This window comes from Terriglobus sp. RCC_193 (assembly GCF_041355105.1).
Lineage (GTDB): Bacteria > Acidobacteriota > Terriglobia > Terriglobales > Acidobacteriaceae > Terriglobus.
Window position 1 is genome coordinate 2,033,607 of record NZ_JBFUPK010000001.1, and the last position, 18,883, is coordinate 2,052,489.

18 protein-coding genes are annotated in these 18,883 nt (G+C 57.3%); 9 read left to right on the forward strand and 9 right to left on the reverse strand.

From position 1 onward, the window contains the following. Positions 1-132: 132 nt before the first annotated feature. From AB6729_RS08515 to AB6729_RS08545, 7 genes are all read left to right on the forward strand, one after another. Positions 133-1,638, forward strand: coding sequence for a sulfatase-like hydrolase/transferase (locus tag AB6729_RS08515; protein WP_371081147.1), 1,506 nt, complete (start codon positions 133-135; stop codon positions 1,636-1,638). Between the two features lie 71 nt (positions 1,639-1,709). Continuing rightward, entirely contained in the window at positions 1,710-4,991 is a 3,282-nt protein-coding gene (locus AB6729_RS08520; protein WP_371081148.1) for a carboxypeptidase regulatory-like domain-containing protein, read from the forward strand. A gap of 95 nt (positions 4,992-5,086) precedes the next feature. Then, entirely contained in the window at positions 5,087-5,959 is an 873-nt protein-coding gene (locus tag AB6729_RS08525; protein ID WP_371081149.1) for a peptidylprolyl isomerase, read from the forward strand. A 113-nt stretch (positions 5,960-6,072) separates the two neighbouring features. Then, a complete protein-coding gene (locus AB6729_RS08530; protein WP_371081150.1) occupies positions 6,073-6,921 on the forward strand; it encodes a formylglycine-generating enzyme family protein in 849 nt (282 codons plus the stop codon). A 260-nt stretch (positions 6,922-7,181) separates the two neighbouring features. Then, on the forward strand, positions 7,182-7,565 hold the full coding sequence (locus AB6729_RS08535) for a BlaI/MecI/CopY family transcriptional regulator (RefSeq protein ID WP_371081151.1): 384 nt from the start codon (positions 7,182-7,184) through the stop codon (positions 7,563-7,565). 12 nt (positions 7,566-7,577) lie between these two features. Continuing rightward, positions 7,578-9,590 carry a M56 family metallopeptidase gene (locus AB6729_RS08540; RefSeq protein WP_371081152.1) on the forward strand — a complete coding sequence of 671 codons (2,013 nt, stop codon included), beginning with the start codon at positions 7,578-7,580 and terminating at the stop codon, positions 9,588-9,590. 135 nt (positions 9,591-9,725) lie between these two features. Then, on the forward strand, positions 9,726-10,508 hold the full coding sequence (locus tag AB6729_RS08545; RefSeq protein ID WP_371081153.1) for a hypothetical protein: 783 nt from the start codon (positions 9,726-9,728) through the stop codon (positions 10,506-10,508). A gap of 386 nt (positions 10,509-10,894) precedes the next feature. Here the strand turns inward: AB6729_RS08545 and AB6729_RS08550 are convergent, their stop codons facing one another. The 7 genes from AB6729_RS08550 to AB6729_RS08580 all read right to left on the reverse strand — a co-directional run bounded on the left by AB6729_RS08550 (position 10,895) and on the right by AB6729_RS08580 (position 16,107). Continuing rightward, the gene (locus AB6729_RS08550) at positions 10,895-11,065 is read right to left on the reverse strand and encodes a hypothetical protein (protein ID WP_371081154.1); all 171 of its coding nucleotides are present in this window, start codon (positions 11,063-11,065) and stop codon (positions 10,895-10,897) included. Next, positions 11,065-11,433, reverse strand: a complete 369-nt coding sequence (locus tag AB6729_RS08555) for a DUF6677 family protein (RefSeq protein ID WP_371081155.1) — start codon at positions 11,431-11,433, stop codon at positions 11,065-11,067. The genes AB6729_RS08550 and AB6729_RS08555 overlap by 1 nt, the downstream gene beginning before the upstream one ends. Before the next feature lie 65 nt (positions 11,434-11,498). After that, positions 11,499-12,680 (reverse strand): M24 family metallopeptidase, encoded by a 1,182-nt coding sequence (locus AB6729_RS08560; RefSeq protein ID WP_371081209.1) that lies wholly within the window; start codon positions 12,678-12,680, stop codon positions 11,499-11,501. Positions 12,681-12,759: 79 nt separating this feature from the next. After that, the gene (locus tag AB6729_RS08565) at positions 12,760-13,323 is read right to left on the reverse strand and encodes a DUF2911 domain-containing protein (protein ID WP_371081156.1); all 564 of its coding nucleotides are present in this window, start codon (positions 13,321-13,323) and stop codon (positions 12,760-12,762) included. 67 nt (positions 13,324-13,390) lie between these two features. Continuing rightward, complete coding sequence (bla, locus tag AB6729_RS08570; RefSeq protein ID WP_371081157.1) at positions 13,391-14,257, reverse strand: subclass B3 metallo-beta-lactamase; 867 nt, start codon at positions 14,255-14,257, stop codon at positions 13,391-13,393. Between the two features lie 45 nt (positions 14,258-14,302). After that, positions 14,303-14,785 carry a hypothetical protein gene (locus AB6729_RS08575; protein ID WP_371081158.1) on the reverse strand — a complete coding sequence of 161 codons (483 nt, stop codon included), beginning with the start codon at positions 14,783-14,785 and terminating at the stop codon, positions 14,303-14,305. 59 nt (positions 14,786-14,844) lie between these two features. Continuing rightward, entirely contained in the window at positions 14,845-16,107 is a 1,263-nt protein-coding gene (locus tag AB6729_RS08580; RefSeq protein ID WP_371081159.1) for an FAD-dependent oxidoreductase, read from the reverse strand. A 208-nt stretch (positions 16,108-16,315) separates the two neighbouring features. On the opposite strand from AB6729_RS08580, the gene ychF reads away from it, so the two are divergent. Continuing rightward, positions 16,316-17,413, forward strand: coding sequence for a redox-regulated ATPase YchF (gene ychF, locus AB6729_RS08585; protein WP_371081160.1), 1,098 nt, complete (start codon positions 16,316-16,318; stop codon positions 17,411-17,413). A gap of 794 nt (positions 17,414-18,207) precedes the next feature. Next, positions 18,208-18,468 (forward strand): hypothetical protein, encoded by a 261-nt coding sequence (locus AB6729_RS08590; RefSeq protein WP_371081161.1) that lies wholly within the window; start codon positions 18,208-18,210, stop codon positions 18,466-18,468. Between the two features lie 2 nt (positions 18,469-18,470). Here AB6729_RS08590 and AB6729_RS08595 read toward each other — a convergent pair whose 3' ends face one another. Together AB6729_RS08595 and AB6729_RS08600 are read right to left on the reverse strand one after the other, a co-directional pair. Beyond that, positions 18,471-18,680, reverse strand: a complete 210-nt coding sequence (locus AB6729_RS08595) for a hypothetical protein (RefSeq protein ID WP_371081162.1) — start codon at positions 18,678-18,680, stop codon at positions 18,471-18,473. Beyond that, a partial coding sequence (locus AB6729_RS08600; protein ID WP_371081163.1) for a hypothetical protein occupies positions 18,677-18,883 on the reverse strand: 207 nt, incomplete at its 5' end. The genes AB6729_RS08600 and AB6729_RS08595, both read right to left, overlap by 4 nt.

The following is an 18,883-nucleotide window of genomic DNA, read 5'->3' on the forward strand; positions in this document are numbered from 1 at the left end:
ACACCGTGAATCTCCTGCTAACCCTTGCCAGCGCTACGTGCTGCCCTTCAGGGTTGCACCTGTTCTATACCTCCATGTCCCTTTAACTGCCTTCCCATTCATGGCGAAGGCCTTCCCTTTTCGAGAATGACTATGAACAGACGTGAATTTGTTGGTCTCTCCTCTGCCGCTCTTGCCGCCACACAGGTGCAGGCCGCAAAGGCATCCGTTCCGCAACCTGCCGACAACCGGCCCAACTTCCTCTTCTTCATTGCGGACGACCTCATGTTCCGCACCATCAACTCCATCAATAACCCTGAGGTCAAAACCCCGAACATTGACCGCCTGGTTCGCGATGGCGTCCACTTCACCCACTGCTTCCACTCCGGTTCGTGGACGGGCGCGGTCTGTATTGCCAGCCGGACCATGTTGAACACCGGACTGTCCCCTTTCAAAGCGCAGAAGGCCCTGGTGGATAACCAGTCCGGCATGGTGCCTGTGTGGGGACAGACACTGCGCAATGCGGGCTATCGTACCTTTCAGACCGGCAAGTGGCACCTGGATGCGGTGTCGCTGCAGCGGTCGTTCTCTGACCTGAAGACAACCGGTCCCGGTTATCTGGATTCCACGCATGATCCGAAAGACCCGGCGCACAACATGTATCTGCGTCCGGCGCCCGGCAATGTCTGGAGCCCGACCGATCGCACCCTGAAGGGTCACTGGCTGGACGAGCACCTTTGGCTGGACGGGCCCGAAGGGCAGACCAAACATTCGTCCGAGGTGTACGCCGACTCTGCCATCGGCTTCCTCAATGGTCAGCGTGGAAAGCAGGACAAGCCGTTCTTTATGTACGTGGGCTTCAACGCGCCGCATGATCCCCGGCAGGCACCCGAGGAATATCAGGCGATGTATCCGGTGGATAAGATCGCGCTTCCGCCGAACTATCTGCCAGAGCACCCTTTCGATCAGGGCGACTTCCACACACGCGACGAGCAGCTTGCTCCCTTCCCGCGGACCGAACTCGACGTGAAGACGCATCGCAAGGAGTACTACGCCATCATCACGCACATGGATGCGCAGATTGGCCGCGTGCTGGATGCACTGGACAGGAGCGGACAGGCGAAGAACACCTATGTCATCCTCACTGCGGATCACGGTCTCGCCGTGGGCGAGCACGGACTGATGGGCAAGCAGAATCAGTACGAGTGCTCCATGCGTATGCCCTTGATCATGCGCGGCCCCGGCATCAAGGCCGGAACCCACGTAGACGAGATGGTCTACCAGCACAGCATGTACGCCACCACTTGCGAACTGGCGGGCGTCCCAGTTCCGAAGCATGTGGAGTTCCCCAGCCTGAAGCCGATGGTGCTGGGCCAATCCACCGCGCCGCTCCACGATGCGATGTTCGGGTGGCTGAACGTCATCCAGCGCTCCATCCGCACGAAGAAGCACAAGTTGATTTTCTATGTGCCCATTAAGCGCTATCAACTCTTCGACCTTGAGAACGATCCCTGGGAGATGCACGACCTCATCGATAACCCGCAGTACGCGTCGGTGAAGTCGGACATGATCGCAAAGCTCAAGGCTGAACAGCAACGCCTGGGCGATCCCCTGGACATTGATGCACCACCAGCCGTGAAAGCCGGCAACTCGTACTGAATAGGAACGAACGACAGCAACACCATTTCAGGAGGCACGGCCCTCACCGTGAATAAAAAATGACACACCGATTGAGACACCTACTTGCCTATGCGCCACTCCCAGCCCTCTTCCTCTCTGCCACGATGCTGCACGCGCAGAACTCGACCGGCGCTATCAGCATCACCGTCTTCGACGCGGGCGGCGCTGCTGTACCGAACGCACAGGTTGTCGTTATCGGGACGGACACGGGCGTGCAGCTACGTTCACTCACCACCAACGACCACGGCATTGCAGAAGTGCCGCTGGTGCCGCCCGGCAACTACAACGTCAGCATCACTGCATCTGGCTTCAGGACGTATCAGCAGCAATCAATTAACGTGCAGGTGGGCGCCACTGTCACCCTGCGTCCTGCACTGGAACTTGGTTCGGCCAGCGATGCCGTCACAGTCACCAGCCAGGCTCCGCTGATTGAAGACAAGTCACAAACCATCCAGCAGGTCATCGAAAACAAAGAGCTCACAGACATCCCGCTGAACGGCCGCAATTACATCCAGGCCGCGAATTTCATCCCCGGTGTGGTGCCGCAGAACGCAGGCCGCGATAACTCATTCGTTGCATACGGCAACGACGGTCTACAGAACAGTTTCTTGTTGGATGGCGCGCGCAACGTGAATTACCTGCGCGGCCTGGACAACGGCCAGCGCGACATGGTGCGGCCACCGCTGGATGCGCTGCAGGAGTTCACTGTCCAGACGTCGAATTATTCTGCGGAGTTTGGTGCGGGCGCGGGTGCCATTCTGAACGCTATCACCCGAAGCGGCACGAACAAGTGGCACGGTTCCGCGTATGACTTCATCCGCAACAAGGTGCTGGATGCAAAGCCATACTTCTCCAGTTCGACTGCGGCGAAGCAACAACTGGTGCAGAACCAGTATGGCGGCAGCCTCGGCGGCCACATCCTTAAAGACAAGCTGTTCTTCTTCGGAGCCTACGAAGGCCGTCACACCAAATCATCCTCGTTCAACCAGGGTGCTGTACCAACCGCGCTGGAACGTTCGGGTGACTTCTCGCAATCGAAGTACACGGTCTATGATCCTGCCACCACCGCCGGCAGCGGCAGCACCGCCACACGCACTGCGTTCTCAGGAAATAAGATTCCAAGCGGTCGCATCAACACGCTGGGCCAGCAGCTTGCCAACCTTTACCCACTGCCCAACGCGGTTAGCCCCACAGACCCGTACACGCACTACTACACCTCGTTCATCCCCAGCAAAACAGATGTGAAGAATGGCATTGGGCGCGTGGATTACACCATCAGCAGCAAAGACAGTATCTTTGCCCGTTATGGCGAAACATTAAGCAACGCATACACTGGCGTGGGTCTGCCCGGGGCACAGGATCCCGGTAACAGCCGCGTCGATTCCAAGGGCATTGGCGCTGGGTATACGCGCATCATCACGCAATCGCTGTTGAACGAACTGCGCTTCTCCTGGACATCCATTGCCGACGATGGCCTGGGTACGTTCGCCCGCAACGAGTACATCCCCGGACTGCTGGATCCAAACCTGAGCGAAGGATGGCCAACCTTCGCCGTTACAAGCTTCGGAACCCTCGGATCGGAAGCAGTCGGGAACACGCCGCTGCACAAGACCTCCGGCGTATGGGACTGGGCGGACAACGTTTCCTGGTCGCATGGCAAACACCTCAGCAAGTTCGGCGGTGAAATGATGTGGATCCGCCCGAACACGCAGTCGGCGTCCAACGGGCGCGGCAGTCTTGGCTTTACCGGTGCCTTCACGCAGCTCCCGTCCTCGCGCTCCAACAGTGGCAACGCTGTGGGAGACCTTCTGCTGGGCTATGCAAACTCCGTCACCACGGGCACCATTCTGAGCAGCGAAGAACGCGGCTGGTACTACGGCGGATACGCGAACGACCAATGGAATATCACACCGAACCTGACCATCAATTATGGTGCTCGCTACGAAATCTTCACACCCTTCTACGATGTGGACAATCGGGAAGCCAACTTCATCACCGATCCCGACAGCCCGCTCTATCTGCAGTACATCAAGGCCGGTATCGACACGCGACTGCCTCGCGCTCTTGTGTACACAGACAAAAACAACATCGCACCACGCGTCGGCTTTGCCTATCGTGTCCCCAACGTGAAAGACATGACGATCCGCGGTTCGTTCGGCATGTTCTACTCGCAGGACCAGGGCCTTGGCATCACCAGTCGTCTCTCCACCAACCCGCCGTACAACAATTACGGCGCCATTTCGCAGTCCAGCGATCAGATCAACACCAGCACATCATTCCAGTTGAGCGCGAACCAGTCCGTCCCGCGGCCAGCTCCGGTGGACCCCGCAACATTCACGCTGGCACCCACCTACACGGGCGGCGTCACCAGCTGGGTGGAACACATGCAGTATGGGTACGTGGAGCAGTGGAGCCTGTCTGCCCAGAAGCAGATGCCCTGGGGCATCCTGACGGAACTGAACTACGTGGGCAACCACGGCGTGCACCTCCTGGGCCGCTCAAACGTGAACCAGCCCAAAGTGTTGAACGGCACAACAGTTCAATCACGCCGTCCTCTGTTCAGCGTCACGCAGGGTGCGGTCAACCAGATTGGAGACTGGAACGCATCGCAATATCAGGGTCTCTCTGCACGCGTAGAGAAGCGGTTCTCCAAGGGCATCCAGTTTCGCAACTCCATCACGTACGGTCGTACCTTCAGCCTGCTGAGCCAGGCACTGGACGTAAGCGATAGCGCCACCAACGGCGATACGTTGCAGAACCCGTATGACCATGCCGCGAACTGGGGGCCGGCCGACTTCGACATCCCCTTCCGCTACGTGCTCAACGGCATCTTCTCCGCGCCCACGGGAAGCCACGCGGTCTTCAACAATCGCATCGCATCTGCGGTGCTGGGTGGATGGGCAGTTTCGCCGGTCTATGTCTGGCAGATGGGTCAGCCACTCACGCCAGCAACAAGCACGGATCTGGCAAACTCCGGAGCCACCAATCGTCCTAACCAGCTTTGCCCCTCAGGCCAGGGTGCTCCGCACACCATCTCCCGTTGGTTCAATACATCCTGCTTCGCAGCGCAGACGCAGTACACCTATGGCAACGCCTCCAAGGGTTCCATTCGTGGACCGGGACAGAACCGTCTCGATCTGAGTCTGCAACGTAACTTCGGAGTCCCGCGTTGGGAAGCTGCCAACCTGAACTTCCGCATTGAAGGTTTCAACGTACTGAATCATGTACAGTATGGCAACCCGAACGTAACGGTGGGCAACACAGCCTTCGGCACCATCAGTTCTGCGCAGACCATGCGGCAGGTTCAGGTGGCGGCACGCCTCACCTTCTAAATCCATTTACCTCGAAAGGGCACAGCCTCGTGCTGTGCCCTTTCCTTTCCACACGACTTACAACGAAGCACAACGCTAGAAAGTACACTGGTCGCATGGCAGTTCGCGTAAATGGAGAGGTCATCCACGACGAACGATTTCATCGCGAATTCGTTGAGCTCTCTGGTGGCCGCACACCGCAACAGGTGCAGGAACAAGCTCCCATGGAGTACCACCGGCTGCTGCAGACAGCGGAACGCAACACACTACGCTCCGTCCTGCTCCATCAGGTTGCAGTTGCAGAAGGCATCACTGCTACAGCGGAAGAAGCTGAGGAAGAACGCCGCTCCACATGGGGCAGCGCTGCAAATCAATCCTGTGGCATTGGGATTACCAGCGATATGATTTCGCGCCTGATGGTGAAGAAAGTGCAGCAACATCTGACGCGGCATGTGCAACGCCCGGATCGACGTGAAGTGGAAGCCATCTATCGCAATAACTCTGCTGCGTTCACGATTCAAGAGCGCTGGCTGGTATCCCATATCGTTCAGATTGCCGAGACAGAAGCAGAGCACGCGAAGGCTATCAATGTTTTGAAACAAGCGCAGAGCGAACTCAAGCGCAGCAAGTCATTCGCTGCGGTTGCTGACCGCTACTCCGATTGCAAAGGCAATGGAGGTTCGCTCGGCTGGATCAACCGCGGCACGATGGTTCCCGAATTTGAAGCGAAAGTCTTCACACTGGAACGACGCAAACTCAGCGACATCTTTGAAACAACATTCGGTCTGCATCTGGCGATACTGCATGATTGGAAACCCGCCGGCCTGCAGCCGTTGGACGAAGTCAGAGCCGATCTCGCCCGACACATTTTCGAAGAACGCAAACAGGTACTGCTAAACCAGATCACGGAAGACTTGATGCGCCGCGCAGAAATTGCAATGCTGCCGGACCCCGAACGCAGCGTTGCTGCCGGTGAGAAAGTGCAATGAAGAAGAACCCGTCTCCCTGCTGCGTTCCCAGCAAACAACACGCTGATGTATGGCAAGCATCGCAGCAGAATTCATCCACGCGTGTCCGCGCCATCAGTGGTAGCACTGAGGAAATGATTCTCCTCCCTGGCGGCGCATTCCTGATGGGCTCTGAATCCGCAGATTCGTTTCCAGATGATGGAGAAGGGCCGGTGCGACAGGTCACGGTGGATTCTTTCTGGATGGATCAGTACGCCGTCCGCAATCGCGACTTCATGAAGTTTGTGCAGGAGACGCAGTACGTGACCGAGGCAGAACGCATCGGATGGTCGTTTGTCTTCGCAGGTGATTTACCGGAAGAGTCATCTTCTGCTGATACGAAAGCGGTCCACGGCACGGAATGGTGGCGCGTCATCGAAGGAGCCACCTGGCTGCATCCCGATGGCCCGGGATCGAACCTGGCCAGCCGTACAGATCATCCGGTCGTCCAGGTCTCATGGAACGATGCCGCAGCATATGCCGCCTGGGCAGGCAAACGCCTGCCGACCGAAGCCGAATGGGAGTTCGCTGCGCGCGGCGGCCTGGAACAACAGGCTTATCCCTGGGGTAACGAACTTACACCGGACGGAAAACATCTCTGCAACATCTGGCAGGGAGTCTTCCCTGTCTCAAACACAGCAGAAGACGGTTACGCTTCGACCTGCCCCGTAGACACATTCCCTCCCAATGGATACGGCCTATTCGGCATCACAGGCAATACATGGGAATGGATCGCAGACTGGTTTCACCCCACCTACCACCAGCTTGCAACTCGCCACAATCCGATTGGACCACCGCAGGGGACAGCACGCATGTTGAAGGGCGGTTCCTATCTCTGCCATCGCTCGTATTGCAACCGCTATCGTGTCGCAGCTCGCAGTTCCAACACACCGGATAGTGCGACAACAAACATCGGCTTCCGCTGCGTCCGCGACATAGCTTAACGCGAACGTTCCCCGCATCATTGTCTGCAAAAACAAAGGCGCCGGGGGAAACATAAAGCATCTCCGTGCGCACTTGGATTTCGACGTTGCTGTGTTGTCTGAATCTTAGTATTGAATCTCTTCTTACCGCACAATCTCACCGACAGCCCGCAGAACCTCTCGCCATTTTCCCCTATAAAATCAGACACTTATGGTTCCGACGAACATCGTACGAAGATTTTCGTTGACATCTACGAAGACCTTCGGATATTGTCCTGCTTATGAAGATGACCAGGCAAATTCCAAAGCCGACAGAAGGTGAGCTCGAACTGCTGACAATCCTATGGGAGCGCGGCGAAGCTACCGTTCGCGACGTGTTTGAAGCCGTGAATGAAAGACGCGCGGTGGTCTACACAGGTGTGCAAAAACTCATGCAGATCATGCTGGACAAAGGTCTGGTGGAACGCGATGCCACGGAACGCGCACACGTCTATCGCGCCGCCGTTGCAAAGGAAGATACGGAGCGCCGCTTCATGCGTGAATTGAGCGACCGCTTCTTCGCAGGTTCAGCGGCGCAGTTGGCGCTGCGTGCGTTGGAGATGGAACCTGCCAGCGAAGAGGATCTTCGAGAGATCCGCACACTCATTGCAAAGAAGCTGTCCTGAAAGGAGCAGGGGATGAGCGCTTACCTTGGGGTACATACGGGCGAAGTAGTTGCACTGGGTTGGACGCTTCTGCACTTCTGTTGGCAGAGCGCGATAATAGCGATGCTGTATGTGTTGGTGGATCGCTGCACGCGCGGCGCGTCTGCATCAATCCGATACGGCATTGCGATAGTTACGCTGGCGCTGATGCCGCTTTCCGCCATCGCAACCTTTGTGGAGCAGGAGCGGCTCGTCGTTCCAATGCAAAGTACCGCAATGCCGAACCTGCAAGACGAACAGCAGCCATTACTGATCGCGTCTCGCCTGGGCAGCATGCACACCGCAATTCTGGAGGAGCTACCCGCTGCCGCACCCGCAGTCAGCGGAGGCGAACTTTGGATCGCTGAACACGCCGGATTGTTGTTGCCATGTATGGATGCTGTATGGCTCTTCGGTGTGCTGTTGCTGGCGGTACGTGCCGCTGGCGGATGGTGGCAGTTGCGCGGGTTGAAGTTGCGAGCGAGCGCCGCTGTGCCCCCGGAAGTCCGTGTTGCGTTTGAGCGGCTGAGACGCAGGTATGAGTTAAGTCGCGGCGTTATGCTGCGCATGTCGGACGAAGTGATATCGCCTATGGTGTTTGGCGTGTGGCGCACGGTCGTATTGGTGCCTCTGAGCGCCGTCGCACAGTTAACGCCCGAGCAGATGGAGGCAGTACTCGCGCATGAACTGGCTCACGTGCGCCGGTGGGATTACCTGGTCAACCTGATGCAGACGGTAACTGAATGTCTGTTCTTCTTCCATCCGGCAGTATGGTGGATCAGCCATCGTGTCAGAGATTTTCGTGAAATATGTTGTGACGAAACCGCAGCGCAAACCTGCGCGGATCCAGCGATCTATGCGGCCGCCCTGCTGCAGATGGAGGAACAACGTTTTCGACAGCCACAACTGGCGATGGCGCTGAACGGTAATGGTGGAACGCTTTTGCAACGAGTACGGCGAGTCATGGGAGAGAAAGCAATGGAGCAGAAACAGATGAGCGGAATTCGAATGATGACGGCAGGGCTGGCGCTGGTTGGACTGTATGCGGTTCCGCACGTAGCGCACAGCATGAAGATGGAAACAAAACCAAAAGCTGCAGTTGCCCCGATAGCAGAAGTCGCTCCGCGCGTGGCTGCGCAAACAACACCGGCAGTTTCTGTCGCGGTAAAACCAAAGATCGACATCGCAACTGTCCAGCAAGCGGATGTGAACATCGCGGATACGGCCCCCATGCCAAATCCCGCACCCGCTCCACGTGTTATCCATGACGGTGCTTCGCAGGAAGTGAAGCAAGATGGCATGCAGTATCTGGATGCCATGAAGGTTGCAGGCTATCCGCTGGATCTCAACAACGATCTCAACGAAATCATCCGGCTGCGATCTGTGGGTGTAACGCCGGAGTATGCAAATGCCATGACACAAGCTGGCATGGGCAAACCCACGCTGAAAGAACTGGGTACACTGAAGGCCGTAGGTGTAACGCCGGAGTATGTGAAGTCACTGAAGTCTTCCTCTTCCGCGCCAACAAACTTTCACGATGTGATCTCGTTTAAAACGTTGGGTGTCACGCCGGAATATGCGCAGCAGATTGAGTCGTTAGGACTCGGCAAGCCCACCATGCATGATCTCACCAGCATGAAGGCTGTTGGCGTTACGCCGGAATACGCGACCGAATTGAAGAGCGCGGGCTTCACACCAAAGGACCTGCACGAACTGGTAAGCATGCGCGCTGTGGGTGTTACACCGGAATACGCCCGTGCTATGGCCGCTGCAGGCTTCTCCGCAAACTCTGCACATGACCTGGTCAGCATGAAGGCACAAGGCATGACGCCGGAGTATGCGAAGTGGTTGAAGGCAAACTTCCCCAATGCGGATATGCATGCGATGCGACAGGCAATTAACTTCCACATTGACGACAAGTTCATTGCCGACGCCAAGGCGCACGGCTTCAACGGAACCGATCTGGATAAGCTGACCAAGCTGAAGATGTCGGGCTTGTTGAACTAAAAAGTTCAGCAGCACCGAACAAACTCCTTACACATTGCAAACAGTGTCGTTGCGGCGCATCCGCCGCAACGACAGAGCCACGCCCTTGTCGGCGTGCATGACAGAACACGCGCTGAAAACGAAGGAGACAACCTAATGAAACGTACATGGATTGCACTCGTGCTGATCGTTGCCGCAGCGCCGTGCGTTGCGCAAACCATCTCGGGAGTCTGCATGATCTCAGAAGGTCAACATAAAGATGGAACGCCGGTAGCCCGAGTCATGCTGTCGGAAAACGACTGCGCGACCAATGGCCGCAACTGCATGGAGATGTCGAATACATCCACGGAATGGCGGCAATGGAGCGGCATTTCCCCAGAGGTATTGCACCACGATAGTTCTGCGACAGATGCGAAGCTCGTCGGCGATGCAGGTTCGCTCGTATGCAATGGCATCGTGCATGATGGCGTTCTTTCCGGACGCTTTCAATTTGATGCCAATCCAACATTCGTCACGAACATGGCCGCGCTCGGCTTTGACGGCATCCAGCCGCGCAAGCAGTTGGGCATGCTCATGTTGGACATCACTCCAGCCTGGGCAAAACAGATGCAATCGCTCGGCATTACAGAACTCACCACAAACCGGCTGCAAGGGTTGCGCGCCCTGCATGTCGATGCAGACTACGTTCATGCGATGGCTGCGGCAGGTTATCCCGAATTACGTGCGGGCAAGCTGACAGAAATGAAGGCAGTCGGCGTCACTCCGGAAAAGGTTCAGGAAGCGAAGTCACTCGGCTTTCAACCTTCAGAACAAGACCTGATTCAGATGGCCATCTTCAAAATTGATCGGCCCTTCGTGGAACGCATGCGTGCTCGCGGCCTGACAGACCTCACGCTAAAGAAACTGATTCAGATCAAAATTTTCAAGCTGGATAACTAAACCTAAGAACCATCTGGAAGGAGCACACCGATGACACACAAGATGCTGTTTGCGATACTTCTAAGTCAGGGAGCTTGCTTGCTGGCTATAGCAGCGCCGATGGATTCCGTGGCGCACAATGTAAGGCCCTCAGACCTTACTACCAGATCAGGGCAAAAGACCATTCAGAATATCCAGGGATTGCACCTGATGATTCGCGGTGGAACGGCACAATGGGCCTTCCAATTTGTGTGCAGAGACGCTCACTGCGAGTTCCACCATATTCACGCATCACATCATGCGCAACAGCCGGAATACATTGACTTGTCTGTCAGTCTGACATGCTCGACAGAATGCCTGGAGCGTCCGAGATCACCACTGCAGTCAGCTATGGTTTCAAGCGGACATTAGTGCTTCAGAAGAAACATGCCCCAGCTCACTACGATTGCAGCCAGCACAAATCCACCGAAGCAAAACGCTCCGAACCGGATCATGTTTTTGGGTTCCGTACGCTGGGTGATTCCGAACACAATCGAAGCAAAGAAGGCATACACCACAAGGGCTGCGAAGTGAGACATTACAGACCCTCCTTGCGGCCATTGGCCAACGACTGCGCATCCACCGCGGCCATTACATTCAGCAGCCCAGCAACCACGGCAAACTTGCTTCCGTAATCGGAAACCGTATCCGTCAGAACCTGGCCACCAAGGCTGGCCGCATGGGCAATCACATACAGCAGCGGCGAACCCATCTGTCCCACAAAACCCAGCAGATCCAGCACGTCGCCATTCGTGGCGGAATAAACTTTGCCGTGCATCATCATGCCCAGGAAAAACATGCTGACGATGGACACAAACAGCAACGCTGCGCGAATAGGCTTCTTCACCAACACGTGCCCAAGCCCCGGCACCAGCCAGCCGGCCACCAGCACCAGCGTAGGAGACATTGCACTCTGTCTTACCGGAACCTTCGTTGTTTGTATCACTGCCATTCCGTTGTCGATCATATCAGCTAGATTCGCACCAGTTCGCGCTGAATCTTCCCAGTAACAACCGCGCTTCCCGGCTTGGTCATCATGTCAATCTCGCTCCGCACCCCGAAACACTCCGGCCCGGGTGGGAGATAGATACCCGGCTCCACGGAAAAGCAGGTCATCGGCAGGATCAAGCGCTCGTCATGCGTCTCGAAGTTGTCCAGGTGCGCACCCGCGCCATGCAACTCCGTGCCGATGTTGTGGCCTGTGCGATGCGTAAACCACTGGCCAAAACCAGCGTTGACAATCACCTCGCGAGCTGCAGCATCCGGCTCCCACCCCGCAATCGGCTTTCCCTTGGCAAACCGCTGCTCTACCAGGCGAATGCCCGCATCGCGAGCCTCCACAACCGTGCGGAAGACGCGCCCCTCATGCTCCGTAGGATCGCGGTCCACAACCCCGGTCCACGTAATGTCATACCAGACCGCCGAAGGATCGTCCTTCAGCTTGCCCCATATGTCGATCAGGACGAATGAGCCACGTTCAATGCGTGACGACTTCCCTGCCACCGGCTCGTAGTGCGAGTCGGCCGCATTTGGCCCCACACTGACGTTTGGCCCATGCTCCCAGACCAGACCCTCCTTCGCCAACTCGGCCTGCAGATACTCCACCATGGCGAACTCATCCGTGCCTACACCGCGCACACGCGACCCCATCTCGCGCCACGCATCTTCCAGGATGCGATCGATCTTCCTCTGTGCGATGTAGTGTGTCTCCACCTGGTGCTCTGTCAGCACTGCCTCAAACCGGCTGACCAGGTTCGCGGAAGAAACAATCTCCTTGCCCATACCGTTCAGCACTTCAATGGTGCCGGCATCCACCATCGCCACATACATCACAGCGTTCCGCGGCGAATACTGCATGGCGATGCGCGTCGAGCCCTGGAGCATCTGTTCCAGCGCCGATTCCATCTCCTGCCACGTGGAATACAGCACACGCTCGCCCGGCAACGTATCCAGCTTACCCGCCTCAATGCGGTGGTTCAGCTTACGAGGCTCCCCTTTCGCGGGGATGAAGTAAAACCACCGACGTGTAACGTGCATGGACGGATCAAGCCCCAGGATGCGATACGCCAGCGGATCGCGCACGTGGTGGTCATAGAACAACCATCCATCCACTCCCGCCTGCTTAAGAGCCTCCTGCACCTTCGGAACGTCCATCATCCACCTCGCATTTTTATGCTACGCGTAAAAACAAAAACGCAGCACCCACGCCGGGTGCTGCGCTCGCTCGTACGGATTACTTCATAAAGGTAACGGGAACCCACACATCCGTGGTCTCCCACTTCACGTGCATCTCTGTGCCCTTCGCGGTGGTATTGCGGAACTCGATGGACATCATCTCCTGCGGTGCGGTCAACGATGCCTTCTTCATCGGTGCCTTGCCAAGATCATCAGCCTCAAAGCGCTCCGTTCCCCACTGTCCAAGATGCTTGCAGAACACCAACTGCCATTCACCCGCAGAAGGCAGCGTGACCAACGTGTACTTGCCTGCGGGAACATGCAGCGAACCCACCATCAGATCGGTATTGGTCTCAAAGAGCGTGGCTTCATTTGCGCCGGTGCGCCACCAGGTGGTGTACGGCACCAGATCGCCCATAATCTTTCGCCCGCGCATGCTGGGTGCGCCATAGTCCACCTTTACCGTGTGGCCATTGATGCTGGCCTCTGCCTGCTTCCGCGGACTGGCCAGAGGAGCACCCGGCTTGTGCGGAGCCATCTCCATTCCACCCTGCGCCATCGCCGAAAGACTCAAGCCACAACACAGCAGTGCAGCGGCTACTACCAGCTTCTTGATCTTCATAAACAAACTCCTTTTCGCGCCTCTCACGTTATACGAAACGAAGCATGGGAAGACAGCAACCGTCGCGCTATTTTTCAGACTTTTCCTTTGCCACCTCTGCCTCAAAGGCAGTCTTCTTCTCATTCACAGCCTGGTGGTATCCAGCAGGATCAATCCATACTGCATCACCTTGCTGTGGCCAGCGTGCCATCTTCCCCAGAAGGTCAAAATACACACCATGCGCGCCAAGAAAGATATCCACGGGAAGCGCGTTCAAGGTGGCAAATGTCTTTTGAAAATCCTGCTCAATTCCCGGATACGAAGCAGGTCTGCCCGGCGTGGAAACCAGCCGCACTGCCGGGTTCCACGACATGCCGCCCACAATCACCACTCGCAGCGTGCGTCCACTCTCGTGTGTCTCCATGGTCCACGTGGTGCATCCCTGCGTATGGCCCGCCGTCTTATGCGCAACGATGGTCGTGCCGCCCAACTGCACCTTGTCCATGTCATGCAGAACACGATCCACGTGAACCGGCGGAAAATGATCCAGCGAGTGATCATAGTCAGATGCGCCACCGTCTTCCATGACCTTCACATCGCCATCCATCACCATCAGCTTTGCGCCTGTCTCCTTCACCACCTCGGCGGAACCCGCGGCATGATCATAGTGTGACTGGCTGCTGAGAAGAATCCTGGTATCACTCCACTTGAAGCCCAGCTTTTCAATACTGGCGTGTATCTGCGGAGGCGACATAGCCAGGTTCGCGTTGATCAGGATGTTGCCTTTCGGCGTTGTGATCAGGTAAGCCGCAAGATCGCGCGATCCGACATAATACAGATTGCCCGAGATACGAAACGGCGCAGTGGGCGCAATCCAATCTGCTTTGTTCTGAGCTACTGCAGGTAGTTGCAGCGCGGCTATCACCAGCGCGGAATAGAGAACACGAAGAGTCATGCGCCAAGCTTAATGGCCACCGATACATCCGCAAAACAAAAACGTTTACGCTCCGGCAACATGATGCTGGAATTGCTGACGAAGCTGCGTAACCATGGACGGCCATGGAATATCTTGTTGGCCAGTAAGCGTCTCCACCCACACAAGGCTCTGTTCGCCTCGACCACGCGACGGATCGTAGATATTCAAGCGAGCCACGGCTACATCTCCCGGCCCAAAATCGATGCGCCCGCTGCGATCAATCCACGTCAGTTCAAAGACAAGGTCAGGCCGCTGTTCCGGCGTCACAAGTTTCTTGCCGAGATCCCCCACCAGCTTCACCATCTGCCTGCGTCCGAAAGAATCCATGCGGCCCGTATCCACGCGAACATTCTTTGACACGGCAAGCAGGTGTTGAAACGCATCACCATTGCACTGGTAGTAGTCCGTCTTCTGTTGCGTGCATCCAGGTTGTGGCGCCTTCTGCGCACACAAAGGCGACATAGCAGAAGCAAACAGCATAGCGATAAGTAATCGACTCCAGCGCATCCTTGTCCTCACTCAACAGCATTAGACGCGCTGGCGTCGTTAAATGGAAACCCGTTACCTTACGCCGTCACCCGCGTGCCACGTTTTGCAATGATGGGTTCCATGCGGCTGTACAGCTCCTGCAATATCTTCACGCCTGCTTCGGCCGCGGCATGATCCGGCGTTTCATTGGAGTCATTCCAGCCCTCTTCTTCGCCACCTACATTCGGCTGGATCACAATGCCATCACGCCGCGCAAGCAGGTTCAGGCCCTTATATCCGATGCCATAGTTCACACCCTCTTGCGGAATGAGCCACGCAATCTGTCCGCGCACCGGAACGATGCTTTGATCGCTCCACAATGCCTTCGAGTCATAGCCCGTGCAGCAGAACACAACGTTTTCCTTTAGTGATGCAAACTCATTCGGTGTATGAAACTCGCGCATTTCAATGCGTCCGCCAGCAAGATAAAACTCCTGCATTAGCAGCTTCGCGTAACCCGCAACGTTAAACGTCAAGGACGAGTTACGGCGCACATATTTCGTGGGGAATGGTGTTGAGCCAGGCGGCATATCTTTAGACGTTGGTGTAATGTCCGCAATGCTTTGGCTATAGCGTGCGAAGTGATGCACTTCTTGACTCTTTGCGGCAGGATCCCCTGCCGTATTCGGATCGACGGGACGGTTTCGATCGCGCGGCGGCGCATCAGAAAGCTGATAGCGATCGGTCCATTCGATGGGCGAACCGGACGCACCAAGATAGCTGTTGTACATGATCCACGAAGTGCGCGCCATGCGTTCCCACAACGCTGCGAAATCCGCTGGCGCATCCGTGCTGAGCGCCACTCGGGAATCCGGTGTCCACGAGCCGGTGGCGCGCACGCTACGGATGTAGGGCGCGGTCTGCTTCGCATAGATGGTTACCTTGTAGCCCATGCGTTGTGCTGTCAACGCAGTCGTCAGACCGAGCGCGCCCGCACCGATCACAGCGCATTCCTTCACGCCGGGTGCAGCTTCCATCGCCTTGCGCACGACCACATCGGCCGAACCCCATGAGAGCGACCATCCGCTGCCACCATGACCGTAATTGGTCACCACGGTCTTATCGCCTACCTTCAGCACGTCCATGCGCGGCCCTACCGCGCGAAACGGCCGCAGACATACCGTGATGCGGAAGATGCGATCCACATCCGCACGAATGGGAAGGATGTTTCCTGGCACATCATAAAAAGGAAGTGCGGGAGCGGTTGCCATAGCAGGCGCTGCGACATGTTTCGCGCAGCCTTGCAACAGGCTCAATCCTGTAAGCGCTGCCGATCCATGAAGAAATGAACGACGGTCCATCGAAATCTCTCTCCCCCTCGTGGTTGAAAGAAAACCATGCAAAAAGCCGTGCGGACGCACAACCATGAAATGTCTGCGGATGAATGAGGCGTACTTCCTCACTTATAACCGACATGCACCGTTTTCATAGGTGGAAATCCTCATTTTGTCCGGAATCTCCGGTCAGAGTAGCGCATATTCCCCGCATCGCGAGACAATAGAAGCAGTCATGGCATTGAACGTAGGCATCGTCGGTCTTCCCAACGTGGGCAAGAGCACCATCTTCAGCGCACTCACAGCAATTGAGGCCGTCGCTGCGAATTATCCCTTCTGCACCATCGACCCCAACGTAGGCATCGTCACGGTCCCGGATACACGGCAGAACCGCATCGTGGAACTGGTGAAGCCGAAGAGCATCGTGCCCACAACCATTGAGTTCGTGGACATTGCCGGCCTGGTAGCAGGCGCCAGCAAAGGCGAAGGCCTGGGTAACCAGTTTCTGGCGAACATTCGCTCCACCGATGCCACCCTGCACATCGTGCGCTGCTTTGAAGATCCCGAAGTGATTCACGTCGCAGGCAAGGTTGATCCGCTGGCCGACATCGACGTCATCAATACGGAACTGCTCCTTGCCGACCTGGACACCGTGGAACGCCGTTACGAGAAGGCGCAAAAGCTGGCACGCACCTCGCAGGACAGCAAGATCAAAAACGAGTTCAGCGCACTGGGCAAACTACGCGAGGCTATGAACGCAGGCACGCCCGCGCGTGCCGTGGAATTGACCGACGAAGAAAAGCCACTGGTTCGTGATCTCTTCCTCATCACGATGAAGCCGACACTCTACGTAGCCAACGTGGACGAAGCATCTCTCGCAGTGGGCAACGAACATACACGGGCCGTGGAAGCACGCGCAGCCAGTGAAGGCAGCGACGTTGTCCGCATCTGTGGCTCGATGGAAGCGGAAATCTCGCAGCTCGACCCCGAAGAACGCAACGAATTTCTTGCCAGCATGGGGATGGAAGAACCCGGACTGGACCGCCTCATTCACGCTGCCTATCGCCTGCTCGGCCTGATCACATACTTCACCGCAGGTGTGCAGGAAGTACGCGCATGGACCATCCGTAAGGGTACGAAAGCACCCGGAGCAGCTGGCGTTATTCACTCTGATTTTGAACGTGGTTTTATCCGCGCCGACGCTTATAACTGCGAAGACCTTTTCAAACTTGGCAGCGAACAGGCTGTGAAGGAAAAGGGACTGCTGCGCAGTGAAGGCAAGGAATACATCGTTAAAGACGGCGATATTCTCTTCTTCAAGTTCAACGTCTGAATCTTCGTCCGCACCCGCATTTTTACAGGTGTCAGCAGAGGTGTCAAAAGATTTCTTGACACCTCTCCGACACCTCTCTCTGACACCTGTTGTTTTCCCGCGCGGCCGCGGGTGCTACGAGGGTAAGGATGCAGGCCCGCGCGGAATGTGATGAGGTTTGTGGGACAGGGCCGAAGGCAAGGCCGAACCAACCGCAGCAGCACACACGTGAGAGAGAAAGAACGCGGGTGGCACAGGAGCGCCGCAGGCGCGGAAAGCGTGCGCCAGCACCGAGCGAGGGGAGCAAGGCAAGCAGAGCGCCGCAGCGGGAGGGAGCGAAGCACCCGCGAAAGCGGGAGCCAGACACGCGTATGAGCACCGGACGGGAGGAGCACCGGAGCCGTGCGGAAGCACGGCGAGGAGCGCATCGGACGCCCGGAGCGCAACCAGCGTGGCTGCCCGGGACGCCTCAGCGGCAAGGGCCTGAAGGGTGCGAGTCACCTCGCAGCACCCGAAGGGCGAGGGCCGGGGCGGTGCCAACTGGCACGACGGAGCAACGCGCAGGAGCGCACGCAGGCAAGCAGAGCGCAGACCGCGCGGCAACATGCGCGGTGCGAAGGGCAAGGCCCGTAGCCCGGAGATGCGACGCCCCGCAGCCTGTGCGGAAGGAGTGGAGCGGGCAGAAGCACGCGCAACGGATGGAGCACACTCAGAGTGCTTTTGCATGTCCGCGACGCGAAGCGAGCGGCAGCGCGCCGCAGTCGAACCAACCATGCCGACGGACTACAGGCGGCGCAAGATGGGAAAGAGCAGGTGTGGCGCAGGGCGTTGCTTCGCACGACCAAGACACGCCGGGATGGAGGGCTGTGCTCTTCGGCGCTGCCGCCGCCGCCGTCGTCGTTGTCGGTGGGAATGTGACGTGGCGTCGCCATGCACATTTCCACGGGCAACAGGGATGCAGTGGAGGGGAACGCAGCGGCAGTCCGGTGCCGTCGCCGGAACGGCACGGCACAGGCTGGCGGTGCGAGCCACGGAGCGGTGAGGTTGCGGAGCCGTACGCGTGGTTCCGGTCATGACTTTAGGGTTGTAGTTCGGCGCGTCGCATCACGTGCCAGCAATCCATCAGCAGGCGGATGCTCTCGCGTGTCCACTCATCGGCAAGGCCGCTGGATTCGAGATTGCGGCAGACGTTCCGGGCCTGTGCCGTCCACTGCTGTTCTGCTTCGCTGCGCGCTGCTGGTGGAGGTTCCGGGTTGCGGTGGACGTGTGGCTTGCGGCGCTTCGTCATCGGATGGACACCCGCATGACCGCTTCCGCAGCAGCCTGTATGAAGCCGATGCGGGTTTTTGGATCGTCGTCTGGCAGTGCATCACCCAACGCATTCCACGCGGCCAGCAGCATCTGTGCTCCGTAAAGCATGGCTCTGGCGTCCTGTGCTGTAAGCTGGCCGCGTTCTAACGCCTTGCTGACTGCCGCGACGTAGCGTGGCAG